This window comes from Enterovibrio sp. QJM3NY_24 (genome assembly GCF_057786035.1).
The window spans coordinates 840,357-866,490 of record NZ_CM173520.1 but is presented as its reverse complement, the minus strand read 5'-3'; the positions used below and the strand labels follow the sequence as shown (position 1 = coordinate 866,490).

Genomic DNA, 26,134 nt, shown 5'->3' with positions numbered 1-26,134 from the left:
TGAAGGTTGTTGGTTAACGTGAAAGTCATAGAAAAGGGAATACTCACAAGGAAGCCTTCATGTCCGACAATAACGCTGCCGCTGTACTTCATCGCGATTCCATCATTATTGATGGCCTCATCATTGCCAAGTGGGACAGGGCGCTGTTTGAAGACATGGCAAAGGGTGGACTCACCGCTGCTAACTGCACCGTGTCGGTGTGGGAAGATTTTCAGGCCACCATCGACAATATCGTCGAATTCAATCAGCTGCTTCGTGACAACAACGACCTTATTCGGCCTGTTCACACCACACAAGATATCTTACGTGCCAAAGAAGAAGGTAAAACCGGCATCATGCTGGGCTTTCAAAATGTGCAGGCATTTGAAGACCAACTGGGCTACATCGAGATTTTCAAAAAGCTGGGCGTTGGCATCGCGCAAATGGCCTACAACACCCAAAACCTCGTTGGCACTGGCTGCTATGAACGTGATGGCGGTTTGTCGGGTTATGGGCGTGAAGTGGTAGCCGAAATGAATCGCGTGGGCGTGATGTGTGACCTTTCCCATGTTGGTCCCAAAACCTCTGAAGAAGTGATTTTGGAATCCAAGAAACCTGTCTGTTATTCCCACTGCTTGCCTTTAGGGCTAAAAGATCACCCGCGCAATAAATCTGACGCTGAGCTGAAATTCATTGCTGATCACGGCGGCTTTGTTGGCGTCACCATGTTCGCGCCTTTCCTCAAAAACGGCATCAACTCCACCATCGAAGATTATGTCGAGGCGATTGATTACATCGTCAACATTGTGGGGGAAGACAGTGTCGGTATTGGTACTGATTTTACGCAGGGTCACGATCAGGCATTTTTTGAATGGATCACCCATGACAAAGGCTATGCGCGTAGGCTGACACGCTTTGGCGAGATCATTAACCCCAAAGGTATGCGCACCATCGGGGATTTCCCGAACTTAACCCAAGCGCTGCTTGATAACGGCTGGCCTGCAAGCAAGGTGCAGAAAATCATGGGCGGAAATTGGGTCAATGTATTGAAAGACGTGTGGGGCGAATAGCACCTGCGTGTAAGCGTTCGATTGTTGCGAAGTGATTTGATCGAGATTAATAGTGAAAGCTGAGGAAACATTCATGAGCCAACATCCACCGGAATTACCGATTCAGGTTGACGACGAAACCGGCGTTTGGCGTACAGATGGGTTACCCATGTTGTACGTGCCGCGCCATTTTTTCATCAATAACCATGCTGCGGTAGAAGAAGCGTTAGGTGCGGATGTCTATGCTGATTTGCTCTACAAAGCAGGCTACAAATCGGCCTATTTTTGGTGTGAGCAAGAAGGTGAAACCCACGGCATTTCCGGCGCTGAAGTGTTTGATCATTACATGAAACGCCTTTCTCAACGTGGTTGGGGGCAGTTTTTTATCGAGCACCTTGATGTATCCCAAGGCACAGCGCGAGTGCGACTCGAAAATTCCGCGTTTGTGTATTACTACGGCAAGGTCAATCGCAAAGTGGATTACATGTTCACGGGGTGGTTTGCAGGCGCGATGGATCAGGTCACCGAAAGCGTGGGCTTCCCGCTCAAAACGCATGCTGTTCAACGTCAAAGTGGCTCGGAAGAGGGCTGCGAATTTGGGTTATTTGACGTGAAGCCTGTTTAAGCGTCAAGCGTCAAGCGTCAAGCGTTGAGAGTTAAGAGCTGTAAGAGAAGGCCCTAGATCCTAGGGAAAGCAAAATCTTGACGTAGCAAACATGGGCTTTGAATTTTTGCAGGACCCAGGGTCTAAAACGAACATAAGGAAATATCATGTCTCAGTTCGATGCCATTTTTCAGCCGCTTGCGATTAACAAGCTGATGATCAGAAACCGCGTGATCAGCACGGCGCATGCCGAGGTATATGCGACCGAAAATGGCATGCCGACTGAGCGCTACATTCAGTATTACGAAGAAAAAGCCAAAGGCGGCATAGGGCTGTGTGTTTGTGGTGGCTCGAGTCCGGTCTCAATCGACAGCCCGCAAGGCTGGTGGAAGTCAGTCAATATGGCCTCCGACGAAGTGATCCCGCACCTACAAAATCTTGCCGATGCCATGCATAAACATGGCGCGCATATCATGATTCAAATTACCCACATGGGGCGTCGTTCTCGTTGGGATGGCGGCAATTGGCCGTCGCTGATGAGCCCAAGTGGCATTCGTGAACCGGTTCACCGCGCCACCTGTAAGACTATCGAACCAGAAGAAATTTGGCGCATCATTGGTGATTTCGCCAAAGCGACCAAACGCGCCCAAGACGGCGGTTTGGATGGCGTTGAACTCTCTTTTGCGCACCAACATCTGGTTGATCAATTTTGGAGTCCGCGCGTTAACCGACGCACCGATGAGTGGGGCGGCAGTTTTGAAAACCGGATGCGTTTTGGCGTGGAAGTACTCAAAGCGGTGCGTGAAGAGGTGGGGCCGGATTTCGCTGTCGGCATTCGTATGACAGGGGATGAGTTCCACCCAGATGGCCTTGATCAAGATGACATGAAAGAGATCGCGGCGTATTACGACAGCCTCGGTCTCATCGACTTTTTCAGTATCGTTGGCTCAGGCTGTGATACGCACAATACGTTAGCGAATGTCATTCCAAATATGACCTATCCGCCAGAGCCGTTTATCCATTTGGCGGCAGGCATTCGCAGCGTGGTCAATGTGCCAGTGATGCATGCGCAAAACATCAAAGATCCCGTGCAAGCGGCGCGCGCATTAGAAAGCGGATTGATTGATTTTGTCGGCATGACTCGCGCACACATTGCCGACCCGCATCTCATCACCAAGGTGAAGCTGGGACAGACAGACCAAATTCGTCAGTGTGTTGGCGCGAATTACTGCATCGACAGACAGTATCAAGGCATTGATGTGTTGTGCATTCAAAACGCCGCGACCTCTCGCGAGCAAACCATGCCGCACATCATCACTAAAACCGATGGCCAAATTCGTAAAGTCGTCGTCGTTGGTGGCGGTCCTGCGGGAATGGAAGCGGCAAGGGTATGCGCCGAGCGTGGTCATCAAGTCACGCTGTTTGAGAAAAGCCGCGAGCTGGGTGGGCAGATTTCACTCGCATCACAAGCACCACAGCGGGAACAAATCGCGGGGATTACCCGTTGGTTTGATCTCGAACTTCGCCGCCTTGGCGTCAATCTGGTGTTTGACGTGACAGCCGATGAAGCCGTGATCATGGCCGAAACACCCGATGTGGTGCTGCTCGCTGTCGGTGGCACGCCCTTCACGAATCAAACCCCTGAATGGGGGGCGGAAGATGGCTTGGTGGTGAGCAGTTGGGACATTCTCAGCGGTGCGGTTGCGCCGGGGGAAAACGTGGTGGTATATGACACCATTTGCGAATTCAGTGGCATGTCGGTGGCAGATTTTCTGGCAGCCAAAGGCGCACAAGTTGAGATGGTCACGGACGACATTAAACCGGGTGTCGCGGTTGGGGGAACCAGCTTCCCGACTTATTACCGCAGCCTGTATGCGCGCGACGTAGTGATGTCGTCGGATCTTGTGTTGGAGCAGGTCTACAGAGAAGGCGAGAAGCTGATCGCCCGATTTGAAAATGAATACACGGGTGTGCGCGAAGAGCGCGTGGTGGATCAGGTGGTCATTGAAAACGGCGTAAGACCCGATGAAGCCCTGTATTACGCGTTCAAAGAGGGATCGCGCAATCACGGTCAAGTCGATCTTGAAGCCCTTTATGCTGCCAAACCTCAACCTATATTCGCCGAACAAGGGGAGGGGTATTTGCTCTATCGACTCGGGGATTGCAACGCTCCACGCAATATTCATGCAGCCATTTATGATGCGCTTCGTCTGTGTAAAGACCTATAGCCATTAGCGAGGGAAGCGATATGTCCACAGCGCTAATTGGTCCTCTTCTTCTCCTTGCGATCTTGCTTGCAGCCATAGGTGCAGCGAGAAGAGTCAAAATGTGGCGTCAGGGTAAGCCTGACCCTAACGCTGTTCCATTCTTTAAAGGCATTGCAGCTATTCTTCCTCGCTACCTGCATGATTTGCATGATGTGGTGGCGCGAGACAAAAAATTTGCCAATACCCATGTCGCCACTGCGGGTGGCTTTGTTGCCTCTGTGCTTGCCATGTTGGTGGTGTATGTTTTTGGCGGCGATTCTTCATTTACCTATGGCTTGTTGGCGGTGACATTCTCGGTCATGAGTATTGGCGCTTATCAGGTGAAAAAACGCCGAGATAACCCGCCTGCAAATTTATCTAAGGGCGTTTGGCATCGTCTTCCCTATAGCTTGTTAGCATTTTCATTGTCAGGCCTTTGCATCTCACTGATTCAACTTCTTGGTATCGGTAATGTGCCGATTGTGCTTACCGTTTTGTTGCTCGGTGGCGTGCTGCTCGGTTTAGCAGAACTGATATTTGGCATGACATGGGGTGGCCCAATGAAACATGCGTTTGCTGGCGCACTCCACTTGGGGTTTCATCGCCGGCAAGGCAGATTCGGTGGTGGGCGTTCGACGGGCTTAAAACCCATCGATCTCAATGAAAACACGCTAGGCGTGGAAAAGCCGACGGATTTTCATTGGAACCAATTGCTCGGTTTTGATGCCTGTGTGCAATGCGGACGCTGCGAAAAAGTATGTCCAGCATTTGCCGCGGGTCAGCCGCTTAACCCCAAAAAACTGATTCAGGATATGGTGGTCGGCATGGCGGGTGGAGACACCCGCCAATATGCAGGCAGCGCTTATCCTGGAAAAGAAGCAGGTAAATCTGACGAAGCGAGATGCGGTGCGCCGGATAAGCCATTGTTTGAAGGCTTGCTCGATGCCGATACCGTGTGGTCATGCACCACGTGTCGCGCATGTGTGGAAGAGTGTCCGATGATGATTGAGCATGTTGATGCCATTGTTGATATGCGCAGACATCTGACACTGGCGAAAGGGGAAACCGCAGGAAAAGGCGCAGAAACCCTGAATAATTTGATTGCGACGGATAACCCGAATGGCTTGTCACCGCAAAACCGTGCCATTTGGGCGGTTGATCTTAAGCTCGATACCATGGCAAACGTAGGCAAGACGGATGTGTTGCTATGGGCAGGCGATGGCGCGTTTGATTTGGCGTATCAGCGCACATTGAGAGCGCTAGTGGCACTGCTTCGACACGCAAACGTTAGCTTTGCCATTTTGGGCAATGAAGAACTCGACAGTGGCGATTTAGCGCGTCGATTGGGCGATGAAGCCACGTTTCAGCGCTTAGCCAAGGCCAACGTAAAAACCCTGAACAAATACTCCTTCAACACCCTTGTGACGCCCGATCCCCACGCGTTTCATGTCCTGAAAAATGAATACGCCGACTTTGGCGGTCACTATTCAGTCATGCACCACACCGAATTTCTCGCCCAATGTGTCGAACGCGAGTCGCTGACCTTGAATACGGCCAAAGCGCAAAGCGTCACTTATCACGATCCCTGTTATTTAGGGCGTTACAACGGTGGTTATGATGCCCCGCGATTCTTGTTGGAGCGCATGGGGATGACGATCAACGAAATGGAACGCTCAGGTTTTCGCTCTCGCTGTTGTGGTGGTGGAGGGGGCGCGCCCATCACGGATATTCAAGGCGAGCAACGTATCGCGGATATGCGAATGGACGATGCCCGCGAAACGGGGGCCAGCATGGTAGCCGTTGCTTGCCCGCAATGTGCGGTAATGCTAGAAGGCGTGGTGATGCCACGCCCTGCCGTTCAAGATGTGGCTGTCATGCTGCTTGAACGGGTGATCGATACGGGGCAAAGCGCAGGGGGTCGCAATGGATGAGATAAAACGGCGCGATCCGCGAAAAGAGAGAATCCTGCGTGATCGTCTGAACCCCAAGCACGAAGAACTCACCACGTTTGATGGTCGCTCTGATGGGGGTGTTGAGAGCGGTACAGCTAACATGATGGTAAATGGGGTTCGCCGAAAGAATCCGCATGGAGTTGGCTTTACCTCTGCGGATGGCATTAAGCGCATTGATCGTTCTGGCGGCATGTCATCATCGTCTTCAGGCGTTGCGAAAAAATCACAGTCTCAATCTTTGCCGCGTCGACAGATCACCGAGCCAACACGTTACATCGTGGTGGTGTCTGACGCTGACAGCAAAAAGCTCACCACTCTTGATAAAGATATGCTTGGCCTTGCGCACCAACTGGCGACAACCCGCGACGATAAGACCGTCGCGCCAAACACCGCAATTGTGTTTCTCACTTTGTTTAACCGCGATGATGACATGGTGGCTTTCGGCGCGGATCGCATCATTTCACTTGGCGACAATACAACATATTCGCCGGATCATTGGTTGGCGGTGCTGCATGCATTGCATACCCAACTGGCGCCTCAACATTGGATTTTCGCCGATGAAACATTAATCGGCGGCGATCTCGCAAGAAAGCTGAGTGCGTCTTTGGGCGAGCGTCCCGCCACGCGCGTGAAGGCAGCTTCTCATGGTTCGATTGAATGCGGTAGCGGCGATGAAAAGCAGTCTGTGACCCGAGTGCTGTCGCGCTTCTTGCTGGTGGAAGAGCAAGTGTCCGACCCCATTTCAGGGTTCGTCAGTGAAGCATCGGCTTGTGCTTGTCCAGATGTGGAAAACGGTCAGGCTAAGATTGTCGATCTCGGTCGTGTGGCGGTTGATCCCAAAGATATCCCGTTACCCGAAACCCAATTAATTTTGTCGGGCGGTAATGGCGTGCGTAACTGGGCTTTGTTTCATCAATGTGCCGACGCACTGGGCGCCACCGAAGGGGCAAGCCGTGTTGCCGTCGATAACGGACACATGCCGCGTCCTACTCAGGTGGGCGCATCGGGCACGTATGTCAACGCCAAAGTGTATATTGCAGTCGGCATCTCTGGTGCGATTCAACATCTTCAAGGCATGACGCATTGCGACAGCGTGATTGCGATCAATACCGATGCGTCTTGCGACATGGTGAAACGCGCCGATCTCAGCATCATCGCCGACAGCGCAGCCGTGATGCAGGCTTTGATTGACGCCACGCAAGGCGAGTTAGGAGAGATTGAAGATGCAAGCTAACAGCAGTGTGATGGTTTTGGTTTCTTGCGGTCAGCATCCTTTGTCTGGTCGAGCGCGTCGGGCGGAAAGTGACGCCAAAGCCTTGGAATTGGCACTGAAGTTAGAAGAGGGCTTAGGAGAAGCACCTGCGGTGATTTTCGCAGGCGATCCGGATTCACTCGCTATTCAAGAATACCTCGGTATGGGCGTGAAGCAGTTGGATGTGCTCAAGGTGTCGCAAGACGCCGATGCGAGCCTTGCCTTGGCAGATCATGTTTTGGCGCGAAAACCTAACATAGTGATGTGTGGCGCAAGAGCCGAATGGGGCGAATCTTCGGGAATGGTGCCTTATCTGGTTGCTCAATCTCTCAGCGCGACGGTTGTGCCCGACGTGGTGGATGTGCTCACTCAAACAGAAACACACGCCGAGGTGCTGCAAGCCTTGTCAGGTGGGCAGCGTCGTCGTTTGCGCATCACATTACCTGCGGTGCTATTGGCAAGTGGCGCTGCGCCAGAGCCGCGTCAGAGTGCGTTTACGAAGGCACGTGATGGCATCGTAAATGTATTGGAAGTGGCAGCGCACAAAGATGAACTTGCACAGACTTGGCAATGGCAGGCGGCGAAGAAGAAACCGAAGCGAGTCAAAACAGTGGCAGCATCAGCGTCAGGGCGCGATCGCTTTTTGGCGGCGACGGCAGCACCTGTGTCTTCTGGCGGTCAGGTCATGAATAACCCCAGCCCACAAGACGCGGCTGAGGCTATATTGGTGTTGCTTAAAAAAGAAGGGTTGTTCTATGTTCCACATAACGGGAGGCCTGCATTCTAGTTAGATATTGTGCATTGAGTTTGAGTGAATTGGTCTTTCACTCGGTTATCAGCACCATCACAGTAATCGTAATGGAGGGTTAATCGGCACTGCGGTGTACCGTCTTCGCTGAATGTGATTTGGCCATTGTAGACGTAAGATAGCGGTGTGCCTCTTACATCACCATGGTAGCAGCGGTCTCTTACAGTAGAGCTGCCATTTATCGTCAACGAGCTGAGCGTTTTCACCTCTGTCACACCAACATAACCTGCAATTTTGTTGCTCGAATAGGTTGTCGTTGAGAAATTGCCGAAATCGGTTGTCCACGCGAGGCGTGTGTTCCTTGCGGATGGGTTCGATAAACCCGCGGCAACAAAGGACGCTTCAGATTTGGTGCAATCAAGACTAAGTTGAGACCAAGCGCCTAATTTACTCGCATTGACTGTAATTGATTTGCCGTTGCTACAGGTACCTGTTGGTTCATCGTTATCGTTAATCGTGGCCAGAGCAGATGCTTTGTCGCTTTGATCATCTTTTATCCAAGCGTCGAGAGATACCGTTCTATTTTCTTCATCTTTGTCATTATCCGTCGTCGAGACAAGCACTCGAAAACTACTGATTCCTGGTGGCACGGTGACTTTGACGCCTGCCTCGGTCAATGTCACATAGACATTATCGCCAGCGCTAAACCTCACCCGAACATCACGGCTGTAGTCGGTCCCTGCAATGGCAGTGCCGTCTTTAAGTGCGAGCGTTACTTCTTTGCTTGCCTTGAGTTCTTTATCAAGGTTAATGGTAAACCTCACGTTTTGACCTTCAGTCACAGTACTGCCTGTGACATCCTCAATCTCAACATTTGTTTCACTCGGGAATACAGTGGGGTCATAACATTGGTAGTTTTCTTGGGTATTGGTCGCCATCGCACTGATGCGGCTGGGGAACAAACCGACAGAAACCTTTTCACCTGTCTCTGGGTTCAAGCGCCACAGCCCTGTGCTGTTGATGTTGCCCGTGACATTCTGATTTTTGGTGGCAATCAGCAGTTGTCCATTTTGGTCGAGCGTGGCGGCGGTGACGAAATCAATGTAGTGAAAAGAATCAAGCGTTGATGAGGCGTCTGAGGTATCAATGCTGAACGAGCGTGTGTTGGAGACGAGAAGAAGCTTGTTGTCATAGAAGACAAAATCGCCCCAGTTAGTAAACCCACCCGCGACCATATTGGTTTCAAAATTGCCCACGGCGGTTGTTGAGCCATCAACAGGATCAATCGTAAAGACTTTACGATTATCAGAGGCGAACAAGGTGCCGGTTGCTGGGTTAAAGGCCATGCGGAAAACGTTGGGCACCTCAGCAACAATGGTGTGTTGGTTGGTTTCTGGATCGAAGTAAGCGAGTTGGTTGTTTTTCACACGTGAAGCATGAAAGTCCAAGTTGGAGAATTCTTTGGCCACCGTTTCGTCATCAAGCCCATCAACATGGTAGTCATCAGGGCGCGGTGTACTGACGTAGTAGATACGGTTGGTGTTTTTGTCATACGCCATGGCAGAGCTGCTGAACAGGGCCCGTGACTCTTTGAGTGCCCTGTCACCATTGTAAACGCCAGTGAGTTGCTTATCTTCTTGTACATCAATCATGAAGCCAACATGACCACGACCCGCGTTCATCGCATAAACATTACCGAAACAATCCGCATATGCTGCAGAAGAGAGACTTGTTGCCATGATCAAACTGGCAATCACCTTTACTTTCATCATATATCCTTACTTTTTATATTGTTATGTGAGGTTTAACCTCGTTATCAAATGGGAGATTATGTTGAACGCGGCAGGTATGTTGTCTCAGGGTTGGTAGCGTAAAGATATTGTTTATTAGATATAGCTAAAAATCTCATGTATTCAATTGGTAGTGATATGAACAATTCAATACTAAATTAGAGTAAGATAATTAACCTTTGTAAGCTTATTAATGCAGAATTATTATCTTTGCATGATAATGGAGGCAATGTGACAAAAATCGTGATCTACACCAGCAAGAGTTGTGCTCACTGTCAGGCAGCAAAACAGTTCTTTGATAGCAAGAATATGACTTATCGATTGTGTGATGTTGGTACGCCTCGCGGGCGAAAAGAGCACGCAGCATTAGGTGCGCGTGGCGTTCCCGTGATCAAAATTGGCGATAAGGTGCTACATGGCTTTTCAGTAAAAGCCGTAGAACAAGCATTGAAGTGATTGAAAGAAAATCGTCACTTTACATATGGGAAATCATATATAAAGTGATTGCTACAAAATTCATTGCTTATTGATACGGCGAAATCTATGTCACCCGTGACTTTTTACAAATGTTTAGCGGACGAAACGCGCCTGAAAACCTTGTTGTTGCTTCAACAGGAAGGTGAGTTATGTGTCTGTGAACTGATGGCTGCATTAGAAGAAAGCCAGCCTAAAGTGTCTCGCCATTTGGCGCAATTGCGTAAGAGTGGTTTGCTTAATGACCGCCGTCAGGGGCAATGGGTGTTCTATCGCATTCGTAATGAACTGCCTTCGTGGGCAAAAGATGTGTTAGCGCTAACCATTGAATCAAATCAAATCTTCCTGCAAGACAGCATGGATAAATTGTGCCGAATGGGTGACCGACCTGAACGAGTGTTGAGTTGTTGTTAAACGCATAATTGATGACTGAGTATTTAGAAAAACCTCAGCAAATTCGATGAGGTTTTTGATTTAGATACTTAAGATTTAGCCGAGCAAAAACACGCTGCCCAATCCCAAGAAAGCCACAAAGCCTACAATATCGGTGACTGTGGTTAAGATCACTGACCCAGACAGCGCGGGATCGATTTTGAACTTGTCGAGTATCACTGGAATGAAAATCCCCGATATCGCGGCGCAAATAATATTAGCGACAATGGCGATACCAATGACAACACCAAGCATTGGGCTGTCAAACCAATAACCTGCAACAAAGCCAATCACAATGGCCCAAAGCACGCCGTTGAATGCGCCAACTTTCACTTCTTTGGCAAGCAAGGGCTTGAGGTTGGCTTTTGATATTTGCCCGAGCGCCAAGCCGCGCACAATCAAGGTGAGTGTCTGGCTGCCAGCAATGCCGCCCATGGAGGCAACAACAGGCATCAAGACCGCCAATGCGACCACTTGTTGCAGTGTGGCTTCAAACAAGCCAATAAACCATGACGCGAGAAAGGCCGTCATTAGGTTAATGCCAAGCCAAATTGCACGGTTCTGCGCGCTTTTGCGAACGGAAGCAAAAAGGTCTTCATCTTCATCTAGACCGGCTTTTGCCATCAATTGTGATTCGGCTTTTTCACCTTGTAGTTCGTAAGCCGTGCCCATGTCTAAGCGACCAATCAACAAGCCACTATCCGTGATAACCGGTAGTGATGACTCGTCACTAGCTGCTACCTTGTTTGCGGCGGAATAGATATCTTCTTTAGCGTTGAGTGACGGAAAGTCATCTTCAGAAAACTCTGAAATGCGAAGTGTCGGGTCGGCGCCAAACAAGCGATTGATTCGCACTGTGCCATCCCAATTCCCTCTACTGTCGACCAAGAAAATAACATGGCTATGTGGCGGAAGATGGCGACGCAACAGTCGCATCACTACCTTGATTTTGGTTTTTGCAGGCACAACTAAAGGTTGGTGATCACACCAGTGACCGACTTCGTCATCTTCAAATTGTTGTGCAGCCGAGTAGCGATTTTGCTGCTCTTCATCCATTCGCCCAAGCACGTTCTCGAGCAAATGGTCTGGAATGCTGTCTTGAAGTTCAAGCAGTGTATCTGCATCTATTCCCGTGAACAGAGAAAGTAATTTCTCTTCATCCTGGTTGTTGAGGATGGATGTACTGGCGTCTGTACGCATCTCGACCAGAACGGGAACTTTCATCGCATCTGAAAGTTGATCCCATGTGCTTAGACGCTCGGTAAGTGGAAGTGACTCAAGTAGCAGCGCGACATCAATAGGAGAGTTGAATTGTTCCCACTGTTCGATGAAAGCATGTTGCGAGTCAACGTCGCCACTATCTGTGAGAAGCTCACTGACTACGTCCTGAATCGTGTTATTTTCCATGGGTTCTCTAAGTCAGCAGATAAGCGATCTGGCGAGAGTAATGCAAAGGATCTGGATGTAGCAATAAAAAACATTGATGCGATAGAAATTTTATATGTTAAATAAGAACATTATTAGGTGAAGAGTTAGACGCATGGACGATTTTATCATCTCAAGTTGGCGGTTTTCGTCAGGCATAGCTCATGAAAACAAAAAGTTATCGGGGGAATTGCAGCCTTCTGTATGGTATCACTGTCAACGTGATGCAGACGGATTACGAGGGTGGCTGGAAGACAATGCGATTCCTGAAGCCATTGTTGATTCGCTGTTGGCCGATGATACGCGCCCTCGCTTTGAGCATTTCGACGATGATTGTTTTTTGATGATCTTACGCGGCATTAACCTTAACGAAGGTTCGCAGCCAGACGATATGCTGAGCTTACGCATTCTTTGGTATAAAGGGGTGCTCATTTCAACGCGTAAAGTCCCTTCTCGCTCAGTGTCTGGATTGATTGCTCAGTTAGAAAAAGGGCTGGGCCCAACATCTTTGTCTGACGTCATTATTGGCATAGTGACGGGTATCAATAAGCACATTTCAAGCTTTTTGGTTCCTGTGGAAACTTTGCTCGATGGCCTAGATTGGGAAGGACATGAGGACACTCAGGCGCTCAACGCTTTGCACTCGCGTTTGTTAAGGTTGAGACGTTACTTGAAGCCGCAAAAGTATGTGTTTGAAGACCTTATTGAGATACAGCCTAAAGCACTCGTGGATGCGCAAAACCATCTCAAAAATAGTCTCGATACCACAATGAGAATCAATGAGTCGATTGAGTTTTATATTGATCAAATCAACGTATTCTTAGCGAATTTAAGCCAGCGACAAGCAGAGAAAATGAATCGAAATACCTATTTATTCTCGATTATCGCAGGGATATTCTTACCTGCGGGTTTCTTTACGGGTTTGCTTGGTGTCAACATTGGTGGGATTCCGGGAACGGAAAATCCGATAGCGTTTACCTTATTCTGTATCGGACTGGTTGCAGTGGTGGGCATTGAAGTGATTGTTTTGAAGAGGTTAAGATTTATTTAATGATTGAGTTATTACTATCCAATGTGTTGTTGAAGCAATTCGGTCTCGGTTTACTGTTAATTGTTGCTTTTTTGGTGTTTAAACGTGTCGGTCGAAAGTGGATAGAAACACTGGCTCAAAACAAGCGCGTGAACCTGAAACGCACTCAGTTTGTGATCAAATCATTCAATGCGGCGTCGTTCTTGCTGTTCGTTGCCATCTTCACTATTGTTCTCGATTTGGGATTTGGTGATATCTCGTTATTCTTGTCCTCGATCTTCGCCGTGCTTGGTGTTGCGCTGTTTGCCCAATGGTCAATACTGAGTAACCTGACAGCCAGTGTGTTGATATTTTTTGTGTTCCCTTATCGCATTGGTGACAAAGTCAAAGTGTCGGACAAAGATGATGACATTAGTGGTGTCATCATTGATATCACGATGTTTCACGTGATTCTTCGTCATGCGAGCGGCAACATAATTACGTACCCCAATAACCTTATACTGCAAAAAGGGGTGACGAAAATCGTCGCAGAAGAACCAGTGAAAGCAGCTGATGTTTTATCTGAAGGCAGTTGATACGACACATTCGGAAACGGATGCTTGGTTTCGTCGAGCATAGGTTCATAGGTTTATAGGTTCATAGGTTCATAGGTTCATAGGTTAGGGCAGTGAGCAGGCTTTCGCTGCCCTGTTCTATTGACCTTTATTTTAAACATTGATTTGCAACGAGCGCCACGCGCTATTTTTACCTCCCGAGTTTCCACAAAACCTTTCATGGCATCTAGCCTGATTTTCACCTCTTAAGCTTTCCTTAAGTTTCGAACGATAGGCTCACGCTTGGTCTCACACTGCGGTGTGTGGAGCGCTGTTCGATGGAAAACCGGTGTGTTAATTCGCTAATAGATCGATGTATTACATTTGTTACATAGACTTGCAGCGTCATGGTCAAACATGAGTACTGACAACTTAGTGATGGAAAGGAAAATCCCCTAAATGAAATCCCCAGCAACAGGGTTGATGCGAATTATCTATGCGACGCGATTTTCGATGTTTGGTCTTCGGTCAGCATGGAAGCACGAAGCGGCTTTTCGGCAAGAAATAGCACTGGTCGTGCCGCTTGTCATCCTCACATTTTGGTTACCCGTAGAGAAGATTGAACAAATCCTTCTTATTGGTTCGTTGATGCTGGTGGTTATTACAGAGCTTTTGAATTCAGCGGTTGAAGTGGTTGTCGACAGGGTCGGGGATGAGTGGAATGAGCTCAGTGGCAGAGCCAAAGACATCGCGTCGGCGGCTGTGTTTGTCTCATTAGCCTTTGCCCTTTTTACGTGGGTTTGGATATTAATTTAGCCCAAGTACATCCCGTTTAGTTTTATAAAAACGCGTTTAGCCGTCACATGGAGTGAATGTGTTGAAAAATATAAAATCAGTGTTGGGCCCGTTATACCCGATTGTTTGCGCCTGCCTGGTCTTGATCTTGATCTTTACTGTGTCCCGATTAAGTCTCGCCATTTGGCATATCGACCGCGTGAATGACGCCCATGGCTGGAGCTCAATATTTCTCAGTGGGCTACGTATAGATATCGCATCAATCTGTTATCTCTTCATACTGCCCGCGTTGCTTGCTTCTCTTTTGTCCGGAGACCATGTTATTGGGCGAATTTGGGACTGGATTTTGCGCGTATGGATCACTCTAGGCTTATGGTTTGTGGTCTATATGGAAGTGGTGACGCCGCCTTTCATCATAGAGTACGACCTTCGGCCTAATCGTTTGTTTGTTGAATACCTTGTCTATCCCAAAGAGGTGTTTGGCATGCTTTGGAGTGGCTATAAACTCGAATTGTTTGTCGGGCTTGTTGTATCGCTACTGACCTTGTCGCTGGGATGGACATGGAGCAAATCTCTGGTCTCAGGTTTGCGCTACCCCAAATGGTATTGGCGCCCATTGATTGCTGTCTTGGTTGTTGCTATCGGCGTGATGGGAGCGCGTTCTTCGCTAGGTCATCGCCCACTTAATCCTGCGATGGTGTTCTTCTCTAGTGACCCTTTGGTCAACGACATTACGTTGAATTCTTCATACTCGGTATTGTTTGCTGCCAAGCAAATGGGCTCAGAAGCGAGTGCGTTTGATTTCTATCCCAAGATGGACAGTGATGACATCATTTCTGAAGTCAGACGGTCGATGAATGTGCCTGAGTCAGCGTTTACATCAGACAAGGTTCCAACACTTGCCGATCATGAATCGACCTATCAAGGTAAGCCTAAAAACATTGTGATCTTATTGCTAGAAAGCCATGGTGCGCGCTATGTCAAAAGCCTTGGTGGGATAGATGCTTCTCCCAATTTAGACGCGTTGATTGACGAAGGGTGGGCATTTACACGCATGTACGCAACCGGTACGCGCTCTGTGCGAGGTATTGAAGCGGTCACAACAGGCTTTTCACCGACACCTGCTCGTTCGGTGGTGAAGCTGGGTAAGAGTCAGACCAACTTTTTTTCGATTGCAGATCTGCTGAAAGCAAATCAATACCACACCCAGTTTATTTATGGTGGAGAAAGCCATTTTGACAACATGAAGAGCTTCTTTTTGGGTAATGGTTTTGTTGATATGCAGGATTTCCCAACCTTTAACTCTCCCACGTTTGTCGGTTCTTGGGGGGCATCAGATCAAGATTTGTATGATAAAGCCGATCAACAGTTCAGCCAGTTGGAAAAAGAAGGTAAGCCTTTCTTTAGTTTAGTATTCAGCTCCTCCAATCACAGTCCTTTTGAATACCCTGATAACGTCATTGAACCCTATAACAAGCCCGAGAAAACCGTTGAAAATGCGGTGAAGTATGCTGATTTTGCATTGGGTGAATTTATCGATAAAGCGAAAAAATCAAATTACTGGAATGATACTGTGTTCGTCGTTGTCGCGGATCATGATGCGCGCACGTATGGCAATTTACCGGTTCCGATTGGGCATTTTAGGATCCCAACGGTGATTTTGGGTGGTGGTATTAAGCCACGTTTGGATACTCGCTTAGTGAGCCAAATTGATCTTCCCCCGACGCTGCTTTCGTTGGCGGGGATCAGTAGCGATAACCCGATGATCGGCCACGATCTAACGAAAGAGGTGCCCGCTGAAAAACAACGTGCATTGATGCAGCGTGACAAGAATTTTGCGTGGATGACGGAAGACAATAAAGTGGTCGTGATCCAGCCGGGACTCGGGATCTCAACCTATCAATACGATCCGGTTGCGGATACCTTGCAGGAGCAAGATATCGAGCAAGGTATTGTGAATTGTGCCCATGCTAATGCGCTTTGGGGGAGTTTGGCGTTTCGTGAAAACTACTATTCTGCCAGTAATAGCAAGCTTGTCGCAGAGTAAATGCTCACGCAGCGAAACAAACTACCTAGCGTAAGCTGTAAGGATGAAAATTGAAAACGCCACGAATATTCGCAGTGTTTTATTTTGATATTCGTGATCAATCTTGGCGGCTCGTTAGCGCTTTTTACCGCCAGACTTTTTCAGCAGTTGGTGTTTCAAACGGCGTTTATCACCGCCTCGTCCGCCGCGTTTTTCACGGTGTTCGATTTCGGCATTCAAATCCGGTTCAAACCCCTCCAGCCATTCTTGTGGCAAGCGTTGGTCAATTAAGGTTTCAATGGCCGCCAGCATGCCTTCTTCTTCTCGACTCACCAATGAAATCGCATTTCCGCTTTTGCCTGCACGTCCGGTACGCCCAATACGGTGAATATAATCTTCCGCCGCGTGTGGCAGTTCATAGTTAAACACGGTATCAAGGGAAGGAATATCCAAACCACGTGCCGCCACATCGGTGGCAACCAGCACGCGTATTTTACCTTCTTTAAAGCCTTCTAAGGCGCGGTTTCTTGCACCTTGGGTTTTCTCGCCATGAATAGCTTCAGCGGCTAATCCATCAAGCTTTAGCTCGTTAGCTAAGGCTTCTGTGGTTTGGCGGGTTTTGGCAAACACCAACACTTGTTTTAAGTTGCGGCTACCAATCAAAAATGACAGTAATTCACGCTTACGCTTCTTATCGACAGGGTGCACCAATTGGTTAACGGTATCTGCGGTGCTGTTTGAGGTAGACACTTCAATACGCACTGGCTGGTTGAGTAGGCCATATGCTAACTCCAATACCTGTTTTGGATAGGTGGCGGAGAAAAACAGTGTCTGACGTTCTTTGGGCATTCTTTTCATCAATCGTTTGATGTCTGAAATAAAGCCCATGTCTAGCATACGATCCGCTTCGTCCAATACTAACGTGTCGAGGCTCGAAAGGTTCAGCGTGCCAATGTGCAGATGGTCTAAAAGACGACCGGGCGTGCCCACCACGATTTCTGGGCCTTTTTGGAGCTGACTTTTCTGCGGGTTGATGTTGGCACCGCCATACAGAGCGACACATTTAAGCGATGTGTTTTGGCTGTACTCGATAACTTTGTCATACACCTGCTGTGCTAATTCGCGCGTTGGTGTGACCACCAATACTCGGGTTGCGCCTTTTGCGCCGCTTTCGAGCAACTGGTGGATCAGTGGCAGCGTAAAAGCCGCGGTTTTCCCTGTGCCGGTTTGCGCTGCGCCCATCACGTCATTCCCTGCTAAAACCTGAGGAATGGCTTGCTGCTGAATGTCCGTAGGCTCGGTGTAACCAAGGCTAACCAGTGTTTGCTGCAAGGTAGGGTGAAGTTGTGAAAAGGCGCTGTCAGACATGATGAAAAATTCGACCTAGAAAAAGGAGCGCGAGTGTAACAGATTGCCTTGCATTATACCCAAGCATCTTGAGGTTGCTTGAGTATATGCATTTTTCAAATGTAAAGGTCAGTGCAGGCTGACAAGCTCGATAGAGAAACTCAGTTTGGCTAGCGCTTCACGCAGGTGAAAATTGCATTGCCAGATGCGTTGTCCCACGGGAGCAATTTGTCGTAATCGTGTTCTAAAATCGTCACATCGAAATACGGCGCAAGTAGCGCTGTTAGTTCATCGAATCCGACCGCGACCATCGGGTGGTCATCGTGCCATTCTTCGGTCACTTTGTTGGTGGTTTTTTCAATGCTGAGCTTGAGCGCTTGCTTGTCGCCATTACCGCCATAAAACCATCCTGATTTGAACACAAAGTGGCTGCCTTCGTGCTCCACGCTGTGGCGAACGAAAGAGTCATTGTTGATCAGTTTTTTCTCAACGGCGTTGAAACAGAAGACACCGGCTGGTTTCAGCGCGGCATGAACGCGCTCAATGCAGGCGCGAAGCTGTTCAAGGCTGCCGCTGTAGTGAATCGAATAGAGAAAACAGGTGATCAAATCGTAAGGTTCATCAACCACAAAATCACACATGTTCTGCAGCGAGAATTGGGCTTCAGGACAGCGCTGTTTCGCTAAATCCAGCATAGGCTGATTTAAGTCCAACCCACTGCTTTCATAGCCATTATCGATGAAGAAACGCACATGCGGACCCGTGCCACATGCAAGGTCTAAATGGGTTTTTCCTTCGCTACCAAACATTTGATGGAGTCTGCGTACACAGTCACTTTGTTGTTGGTAGTTAATGTCAGCGCACATCAAATCGTAATAACCAGACAGGTCAGAATAGAGCGCAGTTGATGGCTGTGTGTTCAAGCAAATTCACCAGGAAAAATGAAGGTGGCGAATACTATACCGTTTGCACTGTTTTGCGAAGTGGTTAACGTTTTTTGTGAAAAAATAAGCCTGTAATGTGCCATGCGGGAGACAAGATCTTGACAAGACTTTCAGTTGTGATTCGGGGCAAGTTTGGGTGGTCGTCATACGCTAAAACATCGTAAAACAATGTCCAGACTCAGTCTGGACATTGTTTACCACGGCTTTTTTATCGTGGGATTGCGCCGTATACACTAGCCGAATCTGCAACCAAATCGGTGCTGCTAATATCACCGTGTGTGGCTGTATTGGTGATTCGTATTCTCAAGTTTCCTGAGTGAGAGCCGCTGAAGTTTAATCTGATGTTGGTCGAATTTCCTTCATAGAGTGAGAAGTTGGTGCTAGTCAGTGTTCGGTATCCGGAAAGGTCGATGACTTCTACGCGACCATCATGTCGAGCACCATTTCGAGAATTGTGAGACCAAAAACGTAAGTTGACGGAATAAGGCGCACCGCTAACGGCGGTAAAGTTTTGATGGATGACACCGCCAGATCCTGAGCCTGCCCAGTTAAAGTTGAAGCCATTGTCATGCCAGGAAACACTGCCGCTCTGGCTCCAACCGCTAGTACCGTTGATGCTTGGATTCGAAAGGCGTTCACCTAAACGATAGTCATCATCATTGATGATAGCGCTCGCAGATTTTGCGTCGCTCTGATCATTGCGGAACCAACCTTGCAATGAGAATGTTTCGTTGCCTTCATAGGTGATGTCTTGAACGGTGTTAACTTTGACTTTTAACCAACCATTCCCTGCAGGCACGTTGACGGCCGTGCTTGTCGCTCCTAGATTAATGTTGGTTGAAGTACCATCTTCAAACTCAATGGAAACATTTCCTTGGTAGTCTTGGTTCAAAGCGGCACTGCCGTTATTCAACGCCAGATTAATGTTCATCGGGGCTGCGGTATCTTTCGCGAACGTCACGGTAAAGACAGCTGTTTCACCTTCAGTCACTGTCGAGCCAGAAATACTACCCACGTCATTTTTCATATCGCTAGGGAAAATAGTGGGTGGGTAGCAGGTGTACTCTTCTTGCGTGTTGGTCGCCATACCACTGATTTTTGCTGGGATTAGCCCCACAGACACTTTTTCGCCCGATTCAGGGTTCAATCTCCACAACTGGGTACTGTTGATGTTGCCTGTTACGTTTTGATTTTTAGCAGAAACGAGAAGCTGCCCATTTTGGTCCAAGGTTGTGCCCGTCACGAAATCCACGTAGTGGAAAGATTTGAGGGTTGCAGCACCTGTGGAGGTATTAATGGCGAAGGTACGTGTGTTGGTGACATACAACAATTCACCTTTGTAGAAAACGAAGTCACCCCAAGACGTGAAACCTCCAGAGATCATCATGGATTCAAAATTGGCGACGGGATTGGTCGCGCCTGTGGTTGGGTCAATGGTAAAGATTTTTAGATTGTCAGAGGCATAGATAAGGCCAGAGGTTGCATCAAATGCCATCCGAAAAGTATCTGGCACGTTGGCAACCACTGCATGGGTGTCTGTGCTAGGGTCGTAATAAGCCAGCTGAGTGGGCGCAGTCGTTGATGCATGAAAATCTAGATTGTTGAGTTCATCGGCTGATACGAGGTTTTCGAGGCCTTGTACGTGATAAGCGGTAGGGCTGCGAGCTCCGACATAGTAAATGCGATTGGTGTTACTGTCATATGTCATCGCAGAAGCGCTAAAGGCCGCTCGTGAAACAGCCAGCGCGCGAGTGCCGTTGTAAGCGCCATTCAGTTTATCGCTTTCTTGTAAGTCAACAAGAATGCCTACGTTGCCTCGACCCGCATTGAGTGAATAAACATTGCCTAAACATGCCGCGTACGCCTGACTTGCGATGGCAGATGACAGAATCATGGTAGTAAGTAGTGTTTTTTTCATCGTAATCGTCCCAGCAATCAAAGTGTGGCATAAAAGCATGCTTTCAAGATATGTCGAAATGGGTGTCTTAATTTGTCTCATATAAGATACAAAAATGAGATGCATGAAAAAGCATTGAGAAAGCATGAGAGAGCGAAGGTTAATTTAGGGTATGAGTAAATTCATGAATAAAAAACAAAAAACGAATTACCTCAAGTGCGATATTTTTTGAGACTGTTGTATTTTTTTTAAAGTAAAAAAATCACAACAAATACGCTCTGGTGCTGGCGTACTTGTTGTTTAGTATGGGTAACTGACGCAATGACTAGCTTTGCAAAATCATTAACGGTAGGGCCAACATGTCATCGCCTTTTGTGGCGAAATAGATGATCACGCCAATCAGCGACGCAACGGTAGCAAAATACCAAAGTGTGCTGAAAATTTGGCCGTAGCGGTTAAGCGGCAATAAATGCGTGTGATGGCGGTACTTCCATTCAAAGATGATCTCACCACTACCAATCAACAGAAGAAAACCCAGTAGCGCCAAGCCAAATGCGTAACTGACGTACACACCGACGGCAGCACCTGCAATACAGGCCACTAAGCCCGCAATACTGTTCATTGAAAAGCTGATGCTTTTGAGGATATGCCCGCCGTCCAGCGGCAGAATAGGCAACAAGTTAAACAAGTTAAGCAGGGCGTTAAAGGTTGCGATGCCCGCAAAGAATACATTGCCTGTGATCCAATACGCCACCATGGCTAATAACGACATGAACAAACCAAATGTTGGCCCCATGATGGAGATAACCACGTCTTGCCAGCGGGTGTTTATCTTTTCATCAGACAGCGCCAAGCCACCCATGAAGGGGATCAAGTAAATGCCTTTGGTTTTCATACCGAAGTATTTCATGGCGCGAATGTGTCCGTATTCGTGCACGACAAGGCAAGCGATCAACGCCAATGCAAACTGCCAAGAAAACAGCCACGAATAAGCCGCAACACTGGCACCCGCCAACACTACCTTGATGACTTTGGCGCTTTTTAAAAGCTTGAAGCCGAGTGAGGCCAAACCCACAACGCTGAATTTTGGTTTCGTTTGGGGTGTCACGACAGGCTGCTGACGTTCAATGTCTTTTTCATTGCGTGAGCCAGATTCAATGACCTCGCCATCAACGGTCACACGATAGTCGACATTGAAAGGTTGCCAATGGATATCGGTAGAGACATCCACCGTGATGATGCTGTCATTGGCAGTAAGCTGAAAGGTATGGGTTTTCTCGCCGTCTGGGTCGGCACTGGCGGCAAGTTGAGACACGAGTTGGTTGTCCCAGTAAAGCGCTTGCCAGCCTGCTAAAGAGCCTTCCAAACGCAGTGGCTTGCCCATGCACGAAATATTGAATAATTCCAAAATGATGTAATTAAATCTGATAAATGATGGGCGCTAATGTAGCAGTTTTTTGAGGGTGACGAAAAGAACAGAAGGGCGCATGCGCCCCAACGCATCTTACTCTGTCATCGCATTGACCAATGTTGGCGCCACAATCACTTTACGGGCGACAGTGTCGCTGGTTTCAAACTGTTCAATCAGACGCTTTGCAGCCTGCCGGCCAATCTCTTTCGCATCAGAGTTAACGAAAGTAATCGGGGGCTCTGACAACTCAGCTTCTTGCACCGCATCAAACCCGACAATTGAGATTTGCTTATTAAAAAGATTGTCGGTGCCAACAGAGCGCCCAAGGCGATGAATGCCTTGTACAGCCCCAACCGCGGTCGACGAATAGTGACATAACACCGCACTGACTTGCGGATGATTGATCAGTAACTGTTCGACCGCATTGGCGGCGGGCGCTTGCCCTGCGTCACACTCCACCACCCACTCAGGTTTGAAGGGCAGCCCAAACTGCATCAAGGTACTGCAATATCCGCCTACGCGTTCGGCGCGGCACAGTGAACTGATTTTTCCACCCACATATGCAATGCGACGATGCCCTTGATTGATCAAATGCTCCGTTGCCATTTTCGCAGCGCTGGCGTTATCGGGGCCGACATAATCAATCTGCTGATTCACTGAAGCGCGCGAAATACACACCAACGGTAGATTGTGCGCTTTTAACGCATCTACATCGACGTGTTGGTTTTCATTGGCTGGGCAGAAGGCAATGCCACCCACGCCTTGTCTTGCCATGGTTAGTACGCATTGTTCAAATTTGGCTTCATCGCTGCTTTGGGTTAAAAACACCATGTAGCCCTGCTTCTCCGTTTCTTCACAAAGCCCCGCTGCAACTTGCGCGTAGTAAGGATCGCTGATGTCTTTAAGAATCAGGCCAATGATTTCGCTGCTGTGAGAGCGCAGATTTGCCGCAGCGCGATTGCGCACATAGCCAATGGCCGCCACCGCGTTATTGACCTTTTCAATCGTATCTGCCGATATCCGCCCTTTGTTGCCGAGCACCATCGACACTGTGGTAACAGAAACGCCAGCATGCTCAGCCACGTCCGTGATCGTCACTTTCTTCAAGTGTTTTCCTTTTTGGTCTTAGGGCAGGGTGCCTTGATAAAACGTTTTACCTCGAAAGGATACTAATATTTTCCCGTTTTTTAAACCGGATCAAATTTGTGGATTAAGGGAGTATGCAGAGATCACATTTGTTTTGATAAAACGTTTTACCAAAATTTAAATCCCCTATGATGGCCCCGAAATCACTTATTCAGTGTACTGGTCCGATGACCCGTCACTTCTGTCATGTTCTCATGTTTCGGAGAGTTGTTATGACGAACAAAGCGACAAAAACCACTATGTGGGAGTTTCTGCAAAGCCTTGGCAAAACCTTCATGCTGCCTGTGGCCCTCCTTGCGTTCTCGGGTATTTTGCTAGGGGTCGGCAGTTCGCTGTCGAGCGCAGCAATCCGTGAAGCCATCCCCTTTTTAGATAACATCTTGCTTCAATACCTGTTCATGTGGATGACCAAGATTGGCTTGGTGGCATTCATTTATTTGCCTGTTATGTTCGCCATTGCGATTCCGCTTGGCATGGCGCGTGAAGAGAAAGGCGTTGCCGCTTTTGCAGGCTTCGTTGGCTATGCCGCGTTCAACCTTGCTATCAACTTCTTCCTGACAGTGGCCAACGTGCTTGGCGACCCTGTTGCAAGTAAAGCCTATGGCGTGAAGAGCATTATTGGCATTGAATCTATCGACACCGGTATTTTGGGTGCGGTGATGGTCGGTATTATCGTTGCTAGACTGCATCAGCGCTTCTACACCTTCAAAATGCCCGATGCGTTAGCATTCTTCGGTGGCGCGCGTTTCGTTCCTATCATTTCGGCTATTACACTGGGTGTGGTCGGTGTACTGGTTCCCTTCGTGTGGCCTTACTTTGCGGCAGGCATCAATGGTATTGGCAATCTGATTGCAAGTGCTGGCGCGTTTGGCCCAATGCTGTTCGGCACGGGTGAGCGTCTTCTGCTTCCAATCGGCTTGCACCATATTCTGGTGGCGCTGGTACGCTTTACCGAAGCGGGTGGCACGATGGCGGTGTGTGGCGAGACAGTCTCTGGCGCACTGAATATTTTCTACTCTGAGCTAGCGTGTGCGGAAACGAACGGCTTCACGCCAGAAGTCACTGCATTCCTATCTCAAGGCAAGATGCCTGCGTTCTTGGGTGGCCTTCCTGGTGCGGCATTGGCGATGTACCACTGCGCTAAACCTGAAAACCGCTCAAAGATTAAAGCCCTACTGATCTCTGGTGTGGTGGCGTGTGTGGTCGGTGGTATTACCGAGCCGTTGGAATTCCTGTTCCTATTCGTTGCCCCTGTGCTGTATGTGGTTCACGCAATCCTGACTGGCCTTGGCTTCATGGTAATGGGCTTGCTGGACGTGACCATTGGTAACACTGATGGCAATATCATCGATTTCTTGGTGTTCGGCGTACTGCAAGGTACAGCAACCAAGTGGTACTTGGTGCCAGTGGTCGCAGCGGCATGGTTTGCGGTTTACTACACCGTATTTAAGTTCGCTATCTTGAAGTTCAACCTGAAAACACCAGGCCGTGAAGTGGATACTGCGGAAGTAGATGGCGAGCTAGAAGCGGCATTTATCAACGAATCTGGTAAAGGTGCAGCGATTCTGAAAGCCCTTGGTGGTAAAGGTAATATCACCTCGCTAGACAACTGTATCACTCGCCTTCGTTTGACGGTCGACAACATGGATTTGGTGGATGCTGGCAAGCTGAAAGCTTACGGCGCATTGGGTGTAGTTAAGCTCGATGCACATAGCCTGCAAGTGGTTATTGGTACGCAAGTACACCTTGTGAAGAATGAAATGCAAGCGTTGATGACCGCGAGCTAATTAAACGGTTCCCCCTAAAGCCCTCGGATTGACGGTCAAAGTCAGACCGAGGGTTTTCTTGTTTGTGTGGATGAGAAAATGACAACGATGAATTTTGATACGCCGGTTGACCGCATGGGCACCTACTGCACGCAATGGGATTATGTGCAGGACAGATTCGGCAAAGCAGGCTTGCTACCGTTCACCATTTCAGACATGGATTTCGCGGCACCAGAAGCCGTGATTGACGCATTAAAAGCACGTTTAGAGCATCCGGTGCTGGGCTATAGCCGTTGGAATCACGATGATTTTAAAGGCGCGATTGAACGCTGGTATCAACGCAGATTCGATACCCAGATTGATAAAGACACCCTTGTTTATGGTCCATCGGTGATTTACATCATCGCCAAGTTGATTGAGAAATGGAGCCATGCTGGCGATGGCATCGTGTTTCAAACACCCGCCTATGATGCATTCGACAAACTGGTCGAAGGCGCAGGTCGTCGCTGTATTCGCAATCCGTTGCTAAAAACCGCCAGCGGTTGGGACATTAACTGGTCGCTACTGGAACAGCAGCTGGCGCAACCTGACACCACCGTGTTCTTGTTATGCAGCCCGCACAACCCAACGGGACGAGTATGGCGCCGCGAAGAATTGATGCGCATTGCAGCGCTTTGCGATGAACATGATGTTGCCTTGATCTCGGATGAAATTCACATGGATGTTGCGTTCAAAGCACATACGCCATGGTTGGGTTTTGGCATGAAACAGCGTTGGGCATTGGTGACTTCGGCGTCTAAGTCTTTCAATATTCCGGCGCTCAATGGCGCGTATGCCATGATTTCTAGCGAACAATCGCGTAATGACTATTTGTTCAAACTGAAAGAAGTAGACGGACTATCGTCTCCATCCATCCTGGGTGTCATCGGGATGATGGCGGCTTATAACCACGGAGAAACATGGCTGACTGCGTTGAATGCGTATGTGAAAGAAAGCCATGAGCTGGTGCGTGATACGTTGAATAGTGCCTTTGCTAACGTGCAATATCAGGTGCCAGATGCCACGTATTTGGCATGGGTCGATCTTTCTGCGTTGAATCTCGATATGCAAAAACTACAAAGTGACCTTATTGAACATTTCAACGTGGCAATCATGGACGGCGGCGTTTATGGCGAGGTTGGAAAAGGTTACGTGCGATTGAACCTTGGCTGTCCACGTTCGAAAGTACAGGCGGGGTTGGATGCGCTCGTGGGCGCGATCAGGCTTCAGACCCATTAATTTACGCCGC

General features: G+C 48.6%; 21 protein-coding genes. 14 read left to right on the top strand and 7 right to left on the bottom strand.

The window, feature by feature from the left end; translation table 11 throughout:
- Nucleotides 1–59 precede the first annotated feature (59 nt).
- From AC3CIC_RS20225 to AC3CIC_RS20200, 6 genes are all read left to right on the top strand, one after another.
- Nucleotides 60–1,049 (top strand): dipeptidase, encoded by a 990-nt coding sequence (locus tag AC3CIC_RS20225; RefSeq protein WP_488515988.1) that lies wholly within the window; start codon nucleotides 60–62, stop codon nucleotides 1,047–1,049.
- Between the two features lie 73 nt (nucleotides 1,050–1,122).
- Nucleotides 1,123–1,653, top strand: coding sequence for a DUF5943 domain-containing protein (locus AC3CIC_RS20220; protein ID WP_488515987.1), 531 nt, complete (start codon nucleotides 1,123–1,125; stop codon nucleotides 1,651–1,653).
- A 146-nt stretch (nucleotides 1,654–1,799) separates the two neighbouring features.
- Nucleotides 1,800–3,860 (top strand): oxidoreductase, encoded by a 2,061-nt coding sequence (locus AC3CIC_RS20215; protein ID WP_488515986.1) that lies wholly within the window; start codon nucleotides 1,800–1,802, stop codon nucleotides 3,858–3,860.
- Between the two features lie 20 nt (nucleotides 3,861–3,880).
- Nucleotides 3,881–5,809, top strand: coding sequence for a DUF3483 domain-containing protein (locus AC3CIC_RS20210; RefSeq protein ID WP_488515985.1), 1,929 nt, complete (start codon nucleotides 3,881–3,883; stop codon nucleotides 5,807–5,809).
- Entirely contained in the window at nucleotides 5,802–7,064 is a 1,263-nt protein-coding gene (locus AC3CIC_RS20205; RefSeq protein ID WP_488515984.1) for an electron transfer flavoprotein subunit alpha/FixB family protein, read from the top strand. The genes AC3CIC_RS20210 and AC3CIC_RS20205 overlap by 8 nt, the downstream gene beginning before the upstream one ends.
- Nucleotides 7,054–7,869 carry an adenine nucleotide alpha hydrolase family protein gene (locus AC3CIC_RS20200; protein WP_488515983.1) on the top strand — a complete coding sequence of 272 codons (816 nt, stop codon included), beginning with the start codon at nucleotides 7,054–7,056 and terminating at the stop codon, nucleotides 7,867–7,869. The genes AC3CIC_RS20205 and AC3CIC_RS20200 overlap by 11 nt, the downstream gene beginning before the upstream one ends.
- Here the strand turns inward: AC3CIC_RS20200 and AC3CIC_RS20195 are convergent.
- Nucleotides 7,866–9,602, bottom strand: a complete 1,737-nt coding sequence (locus tag AC3CIC_RS20195) for a hypothetical protein (RefSeq protein WP_488515982.1) — start codon at nucleotides 9,600–9,602, stop codon at nucleotides 7,866–7,868. The genes AC3CIC_RS20200 and AC3CIC_RS20195 overlap by 4 nt on opposite strands.
- Nucleotides 9,603–9,851: 249 nt before the next feature.
- Here AC3CIC_RS20195 and AC3CIC_RS20190 point away from each other — a divergent pair, with 249 nt between their 5' ends.
- Nucleotides 9,852–10,076, top strand: a complete 225-nt coding sequence (locus tag AC3CIC_RS20190; protein ID WP_488515981.1) for a glutaredoxin family protein — start codon at nucleotides 9,852–9,854, stop codon at nucleotides 10,074–10,076.
- An 87-nt stretch (nucleotides 10,077–10,163) separates the two neighbouring features.
- Nucleotides 10,164–10,508, top strand: coding sequence for a metalloregulator ArsR/SmtB family transcription factor (locus tag AC3CIC_RS20185; protein ID WP_029486153.1), 345 nt, complete (start codon nucleotides 10,164–10,166; stop codon nucleotides 10,506–10,508).
- A gap of 75 nt (nucleotides 10,509–10,583) precedes the next feature.
- Here the strand turns inward: AC3CIC_RS20185 and AC3CIC_RS20180 are convergent, their stop codons facing one another.
- On the bottom strand, nucleotides 10,584–11,933 hold the full coding sequence (locus tag AC3CIC_RS20180) for a magnesium transporter (protein ID WP_488515980.1): 1,350 nt from the start codon (nucleotides 11,931–11,933) through the stop codon (nucleotides 10,584–10,586).
- 133 nt (nucleotides 11,934–12,066) lie between these two features.
- Between AC3CIC_RS20180 and AC3CIC_RS20175 the strand changes: the two genes are divergently transcribed.
- From AC3CIC_RS20175 to AC3CIC_RS20160, 4 genes are all read left to right on the top strand, one after another.
- Nucleotides 12,067–13,002 (top strand): CorA family divalent cation transporter, encoded by a 936-nt coding sequence (locus AC3CIC_RS20175; RefSeq protein ID WP_488515979.1) that lies wholly within the window; start codon nucleotides 12,067–12,069, stop codon nucleotides 13,000–13,002.
- Nucleotides 13,002–13,556, top strand: coding sequence for a mechanosensitive ion channel family protein (locus AC3CIC_RS20170; protein WP_016958278.1), 555 nt, complete (start codon nucleotides 13,002–13,004; stop codon nucleotides 13,554–13,556). Before AC3CIC_RS20175 ends, AC3CIC_RS20170 begins: the two co-directional genes overlap by 1 nt.
- Nucleotides 13,557–13,973: 417 nt before the next feature.
- Nucleotides 13,974–14,330, top strand: coding sequence for a diacylglycerol kinase (locus tag AC3CIC_RS20165; protein WP_017003801.1), 357 nt, complete (start codon nucleotides 13,974–13,976; stop codon nucleotides 14,328–14,330).
- A gap of 58 nt (nucleotides 14,331–14,388) precedes the next feature.
- Complete coding sequence (locus tag AC3CIC_RS20160; protein ID WP_488515978.1) at nucleotides 14,389–16,356, top strand: LTA synthase family protein; 1,968 nt, start codon at nucleotides 14,389–14,391, stop codon at nucleotides 16,354–16,356.
- Between the two features lie 114 nt (nucleotides 16,357–16,470).
- Here the strand turns inward: AC3CIC_RS20160 and AC3CIC_RS20155 are convergent, their stop codons facing one another.
- The 5 genes from AC3CIC_RS20155 to malI all read right to left on the bottom strand — a co-directional run bounded on the left by AC3CIC_RS20155 (nucleotide 16,471) and on the right by malI (nucleotide 23,041).
- On the bottom strand, nucleotides 16,471–17,703 hold the full coding sequence (locus AC3CIC_RS20155; RefSeq protein WP_016958284.1) for a DEAD/DEAH box helicase: 1,233 nt from the start codon (nucleotides 17,701–17,703) through the stop codon (nucleotides 16,471–16,473).
- Nucleotides 17,704–17,852: 149 nt separating this feature from the next.
- Nucleotides 17,853–18,605, bottom strand: coding sequence for a class I SAM-dependent DNA methyltransferase (locus tag AC3CIC_RS20150; RefSeq protein WP_016958285.1), 753 nt, complete (start codon nucleotides 18,603–18,605; stop codon nucleotides 17,853–17,855).
- Between the two features lie 229 nt (nucleotides 18,606–18,834).
- A complete protein-coding gene (locus AC3CIC_RS20145; RefSeq protein WP_488515977.1) occupies nucleotides 18,835–20,544 on the bottom strand; it encodes a hypothetical protein in 1,710 nt (569 codons plus the stop codon).
- Nucleotides 20,545–20,848: 304 nt separating this feature from the next.
- Entirely contained in the window at nucleotides 20,849–21,931 is a 1,083-nt protein-coding gene (locus AC3CIC_RS20140) for a site-2 protease family protein (protein ID WP_488515976.1), read from the bottom strand.
- A 96-nt stretch (nucleotides 21,932–22,027) separates the two neighbouring features.
- A complete protein-coding gene (malI, locus tag AC3CIC_RS20135) occupies nucleotides 22,028–23,041 on the bottom strand; it encodes a Mal regulon transcriptional regulator MalI (RefSeq protein ID WP_488515975.1) in 1,014 nt (337 codons plus the stop codon).
- Nucleotides 23,042–23,292: 251 nt separating this feature from the next.
- On the opposite strand from malI, the gene malX reads away from it, so the two are divergent.
- The gene (malX, locus tag AC3CIC_RS20130) at nucleotides 23,293–24,867 is read left to right on the top strand and encodes a maltose/glucose-specific PTS transporter subunit IIBC (protein WP_016958288.1); all 1,575 of its coding nucleotides are present in this window, start codon (nucleotides 23,293–23,295) and stop codon (nucleotides 24,865–24,867) included.
- A gap of 78 nt (nucleotides 24,868–24,945) precedes the next feature.
- On the top strand, nucleotides 24,946–26,124 hold the full coding sequence (locus AC3CIC_RS20125; RefSeq protein ID WP_488515974.1) for a MalY/PatB family protein: 1,179 nt from the start codon (nucleotides 24,946–24,948) through the stop codon (nucleotides 26,122–26,124).
- The last annotated feature ends 10 nt before the right edge of the window (nucleotides 26,125–26,134 follow it).

What these genes read in the sequence shown, in the direction of transcription:
- AC3CIC_RS20225 (WP_488515988.1), top strand. Translation starts at nt 60, where the DNA reads ATGTCCGACAATAACGCTGCCGCTGTACTTCATCGCGATTCCATCATT.
- AC3CIC_RS20220 (WP_488515987.1), top strand. Translation starts at nt 1,123, where the DNA reads ATGAGCCAACATCCACCGGAATTACCGATTCAGGTTGACGACGAAACC.
- AC3CIC_RS20215 (WP_488515986.1), top strand. Translation starts at nt 1,800, where the DNA reads ATGTCTCAGTTCGATGCCATTTTTCAGCCGCTTGCGATTAACAAGCTG.
- AC3CIC_RS20210 (WP_488515985.1), top strand. Translation starts at nt 3,881, where the DNA reads ATGTCCACAGCGCTAATTGGTCCTCTTCTTCTCCTTGCGATCTTGCTT.
- AC3CIC_RS20205 (WP_488515984.1), top strand. Translation starts at nt 5,802, where the DNA reads ATGGATGAGATAAAACGGCGCGATCCGCGAAAAGAGAGAATCCTGCGT.
- AC3CIC_RS20200 (WP_488515983.1), top strand. Translation starts at nt 7,054, where the DNA reads ATGCAAGCTAACAGCAGTGTGATGGTTTTGGTTTCTTGCGGTCAGCAT.
- AC3CIC_RS20195 (WP_488515982.1), bottom strand. Translation starts at nt 9,602, where the DNA reads ATGATGAAAGTAAAGGTGATTGCCAGTTTGATCATGGCAACAAGTCTC.
- AC3CIC_RS20185 (WP_029486153.1), top strand. Translation starts at nt 10,164, where the DNA reads ATGTCACCCGTGACTTTTTACAAATGTTTAGCGGACGAAACGCGCCTG.
- AC3CIC_RS20180 (WP_488515980.1), bottom strand. Translation starts at nt 11,933, where the DNA reads ATGGAAAATAACACGATTCAGGACGTAGTCAGTGAGCTTCTCACAGAT.
- AC3CIC_RS20175 (WP_488515979.1), top strand. Translation starts at nt 12,067, where the DNA reads ATGGACGATTTTATCATCTCAAGTTGGCGGTTTTCGTCAGGCATAGCT.
- AC3CIC_RS20170 (WP_016958278.1), top strand. Translation starts at nt 13,002, where the DNA reads ATGATTGAGTTATTACTATCCAATGTGTTGTTGAAGCAATTCGGTCTC.
- AC3CIC_RS20165 (WP_017003801.1), top strand. Translation starts at nt 13,974, where the DNA reads ATGAAATCCCCAGCAACAGGGTTGATGCGAATTATCTATGCGACGCGA.
- AC3CIC_RS20155 (WP_016958284.1), bottom strand. Translation starts at nt 17,703, where the DNA reads ATGTCTGACAGCGCCTTTTCACAACTTCACCCTACCTTGCAGCAAACA.
- AC3CIC_RS20145 (WP_488515977.1), bottom strand. Translation starts at nt 20,544, where the DNA reads ATGAAAAAAACACTACTTACTACCATGATTCTGTCATCTGCCATCGCA.
- malX (WP_016958288.1), top strand. Translation starts at nt 23,293, where the DNA reads ATGACGAACAAAGCGACAAAAACCACTATGTGGGAGTTTCTGCAAAGC.
- AC3CIC_RS20125 (WP_488515974.1), top strand. Translation starts at nt 24,946, where the DNA reads ATGACAACGATGAATTTTGATACGCCGGTTGACCGCATGGGCACCTAC.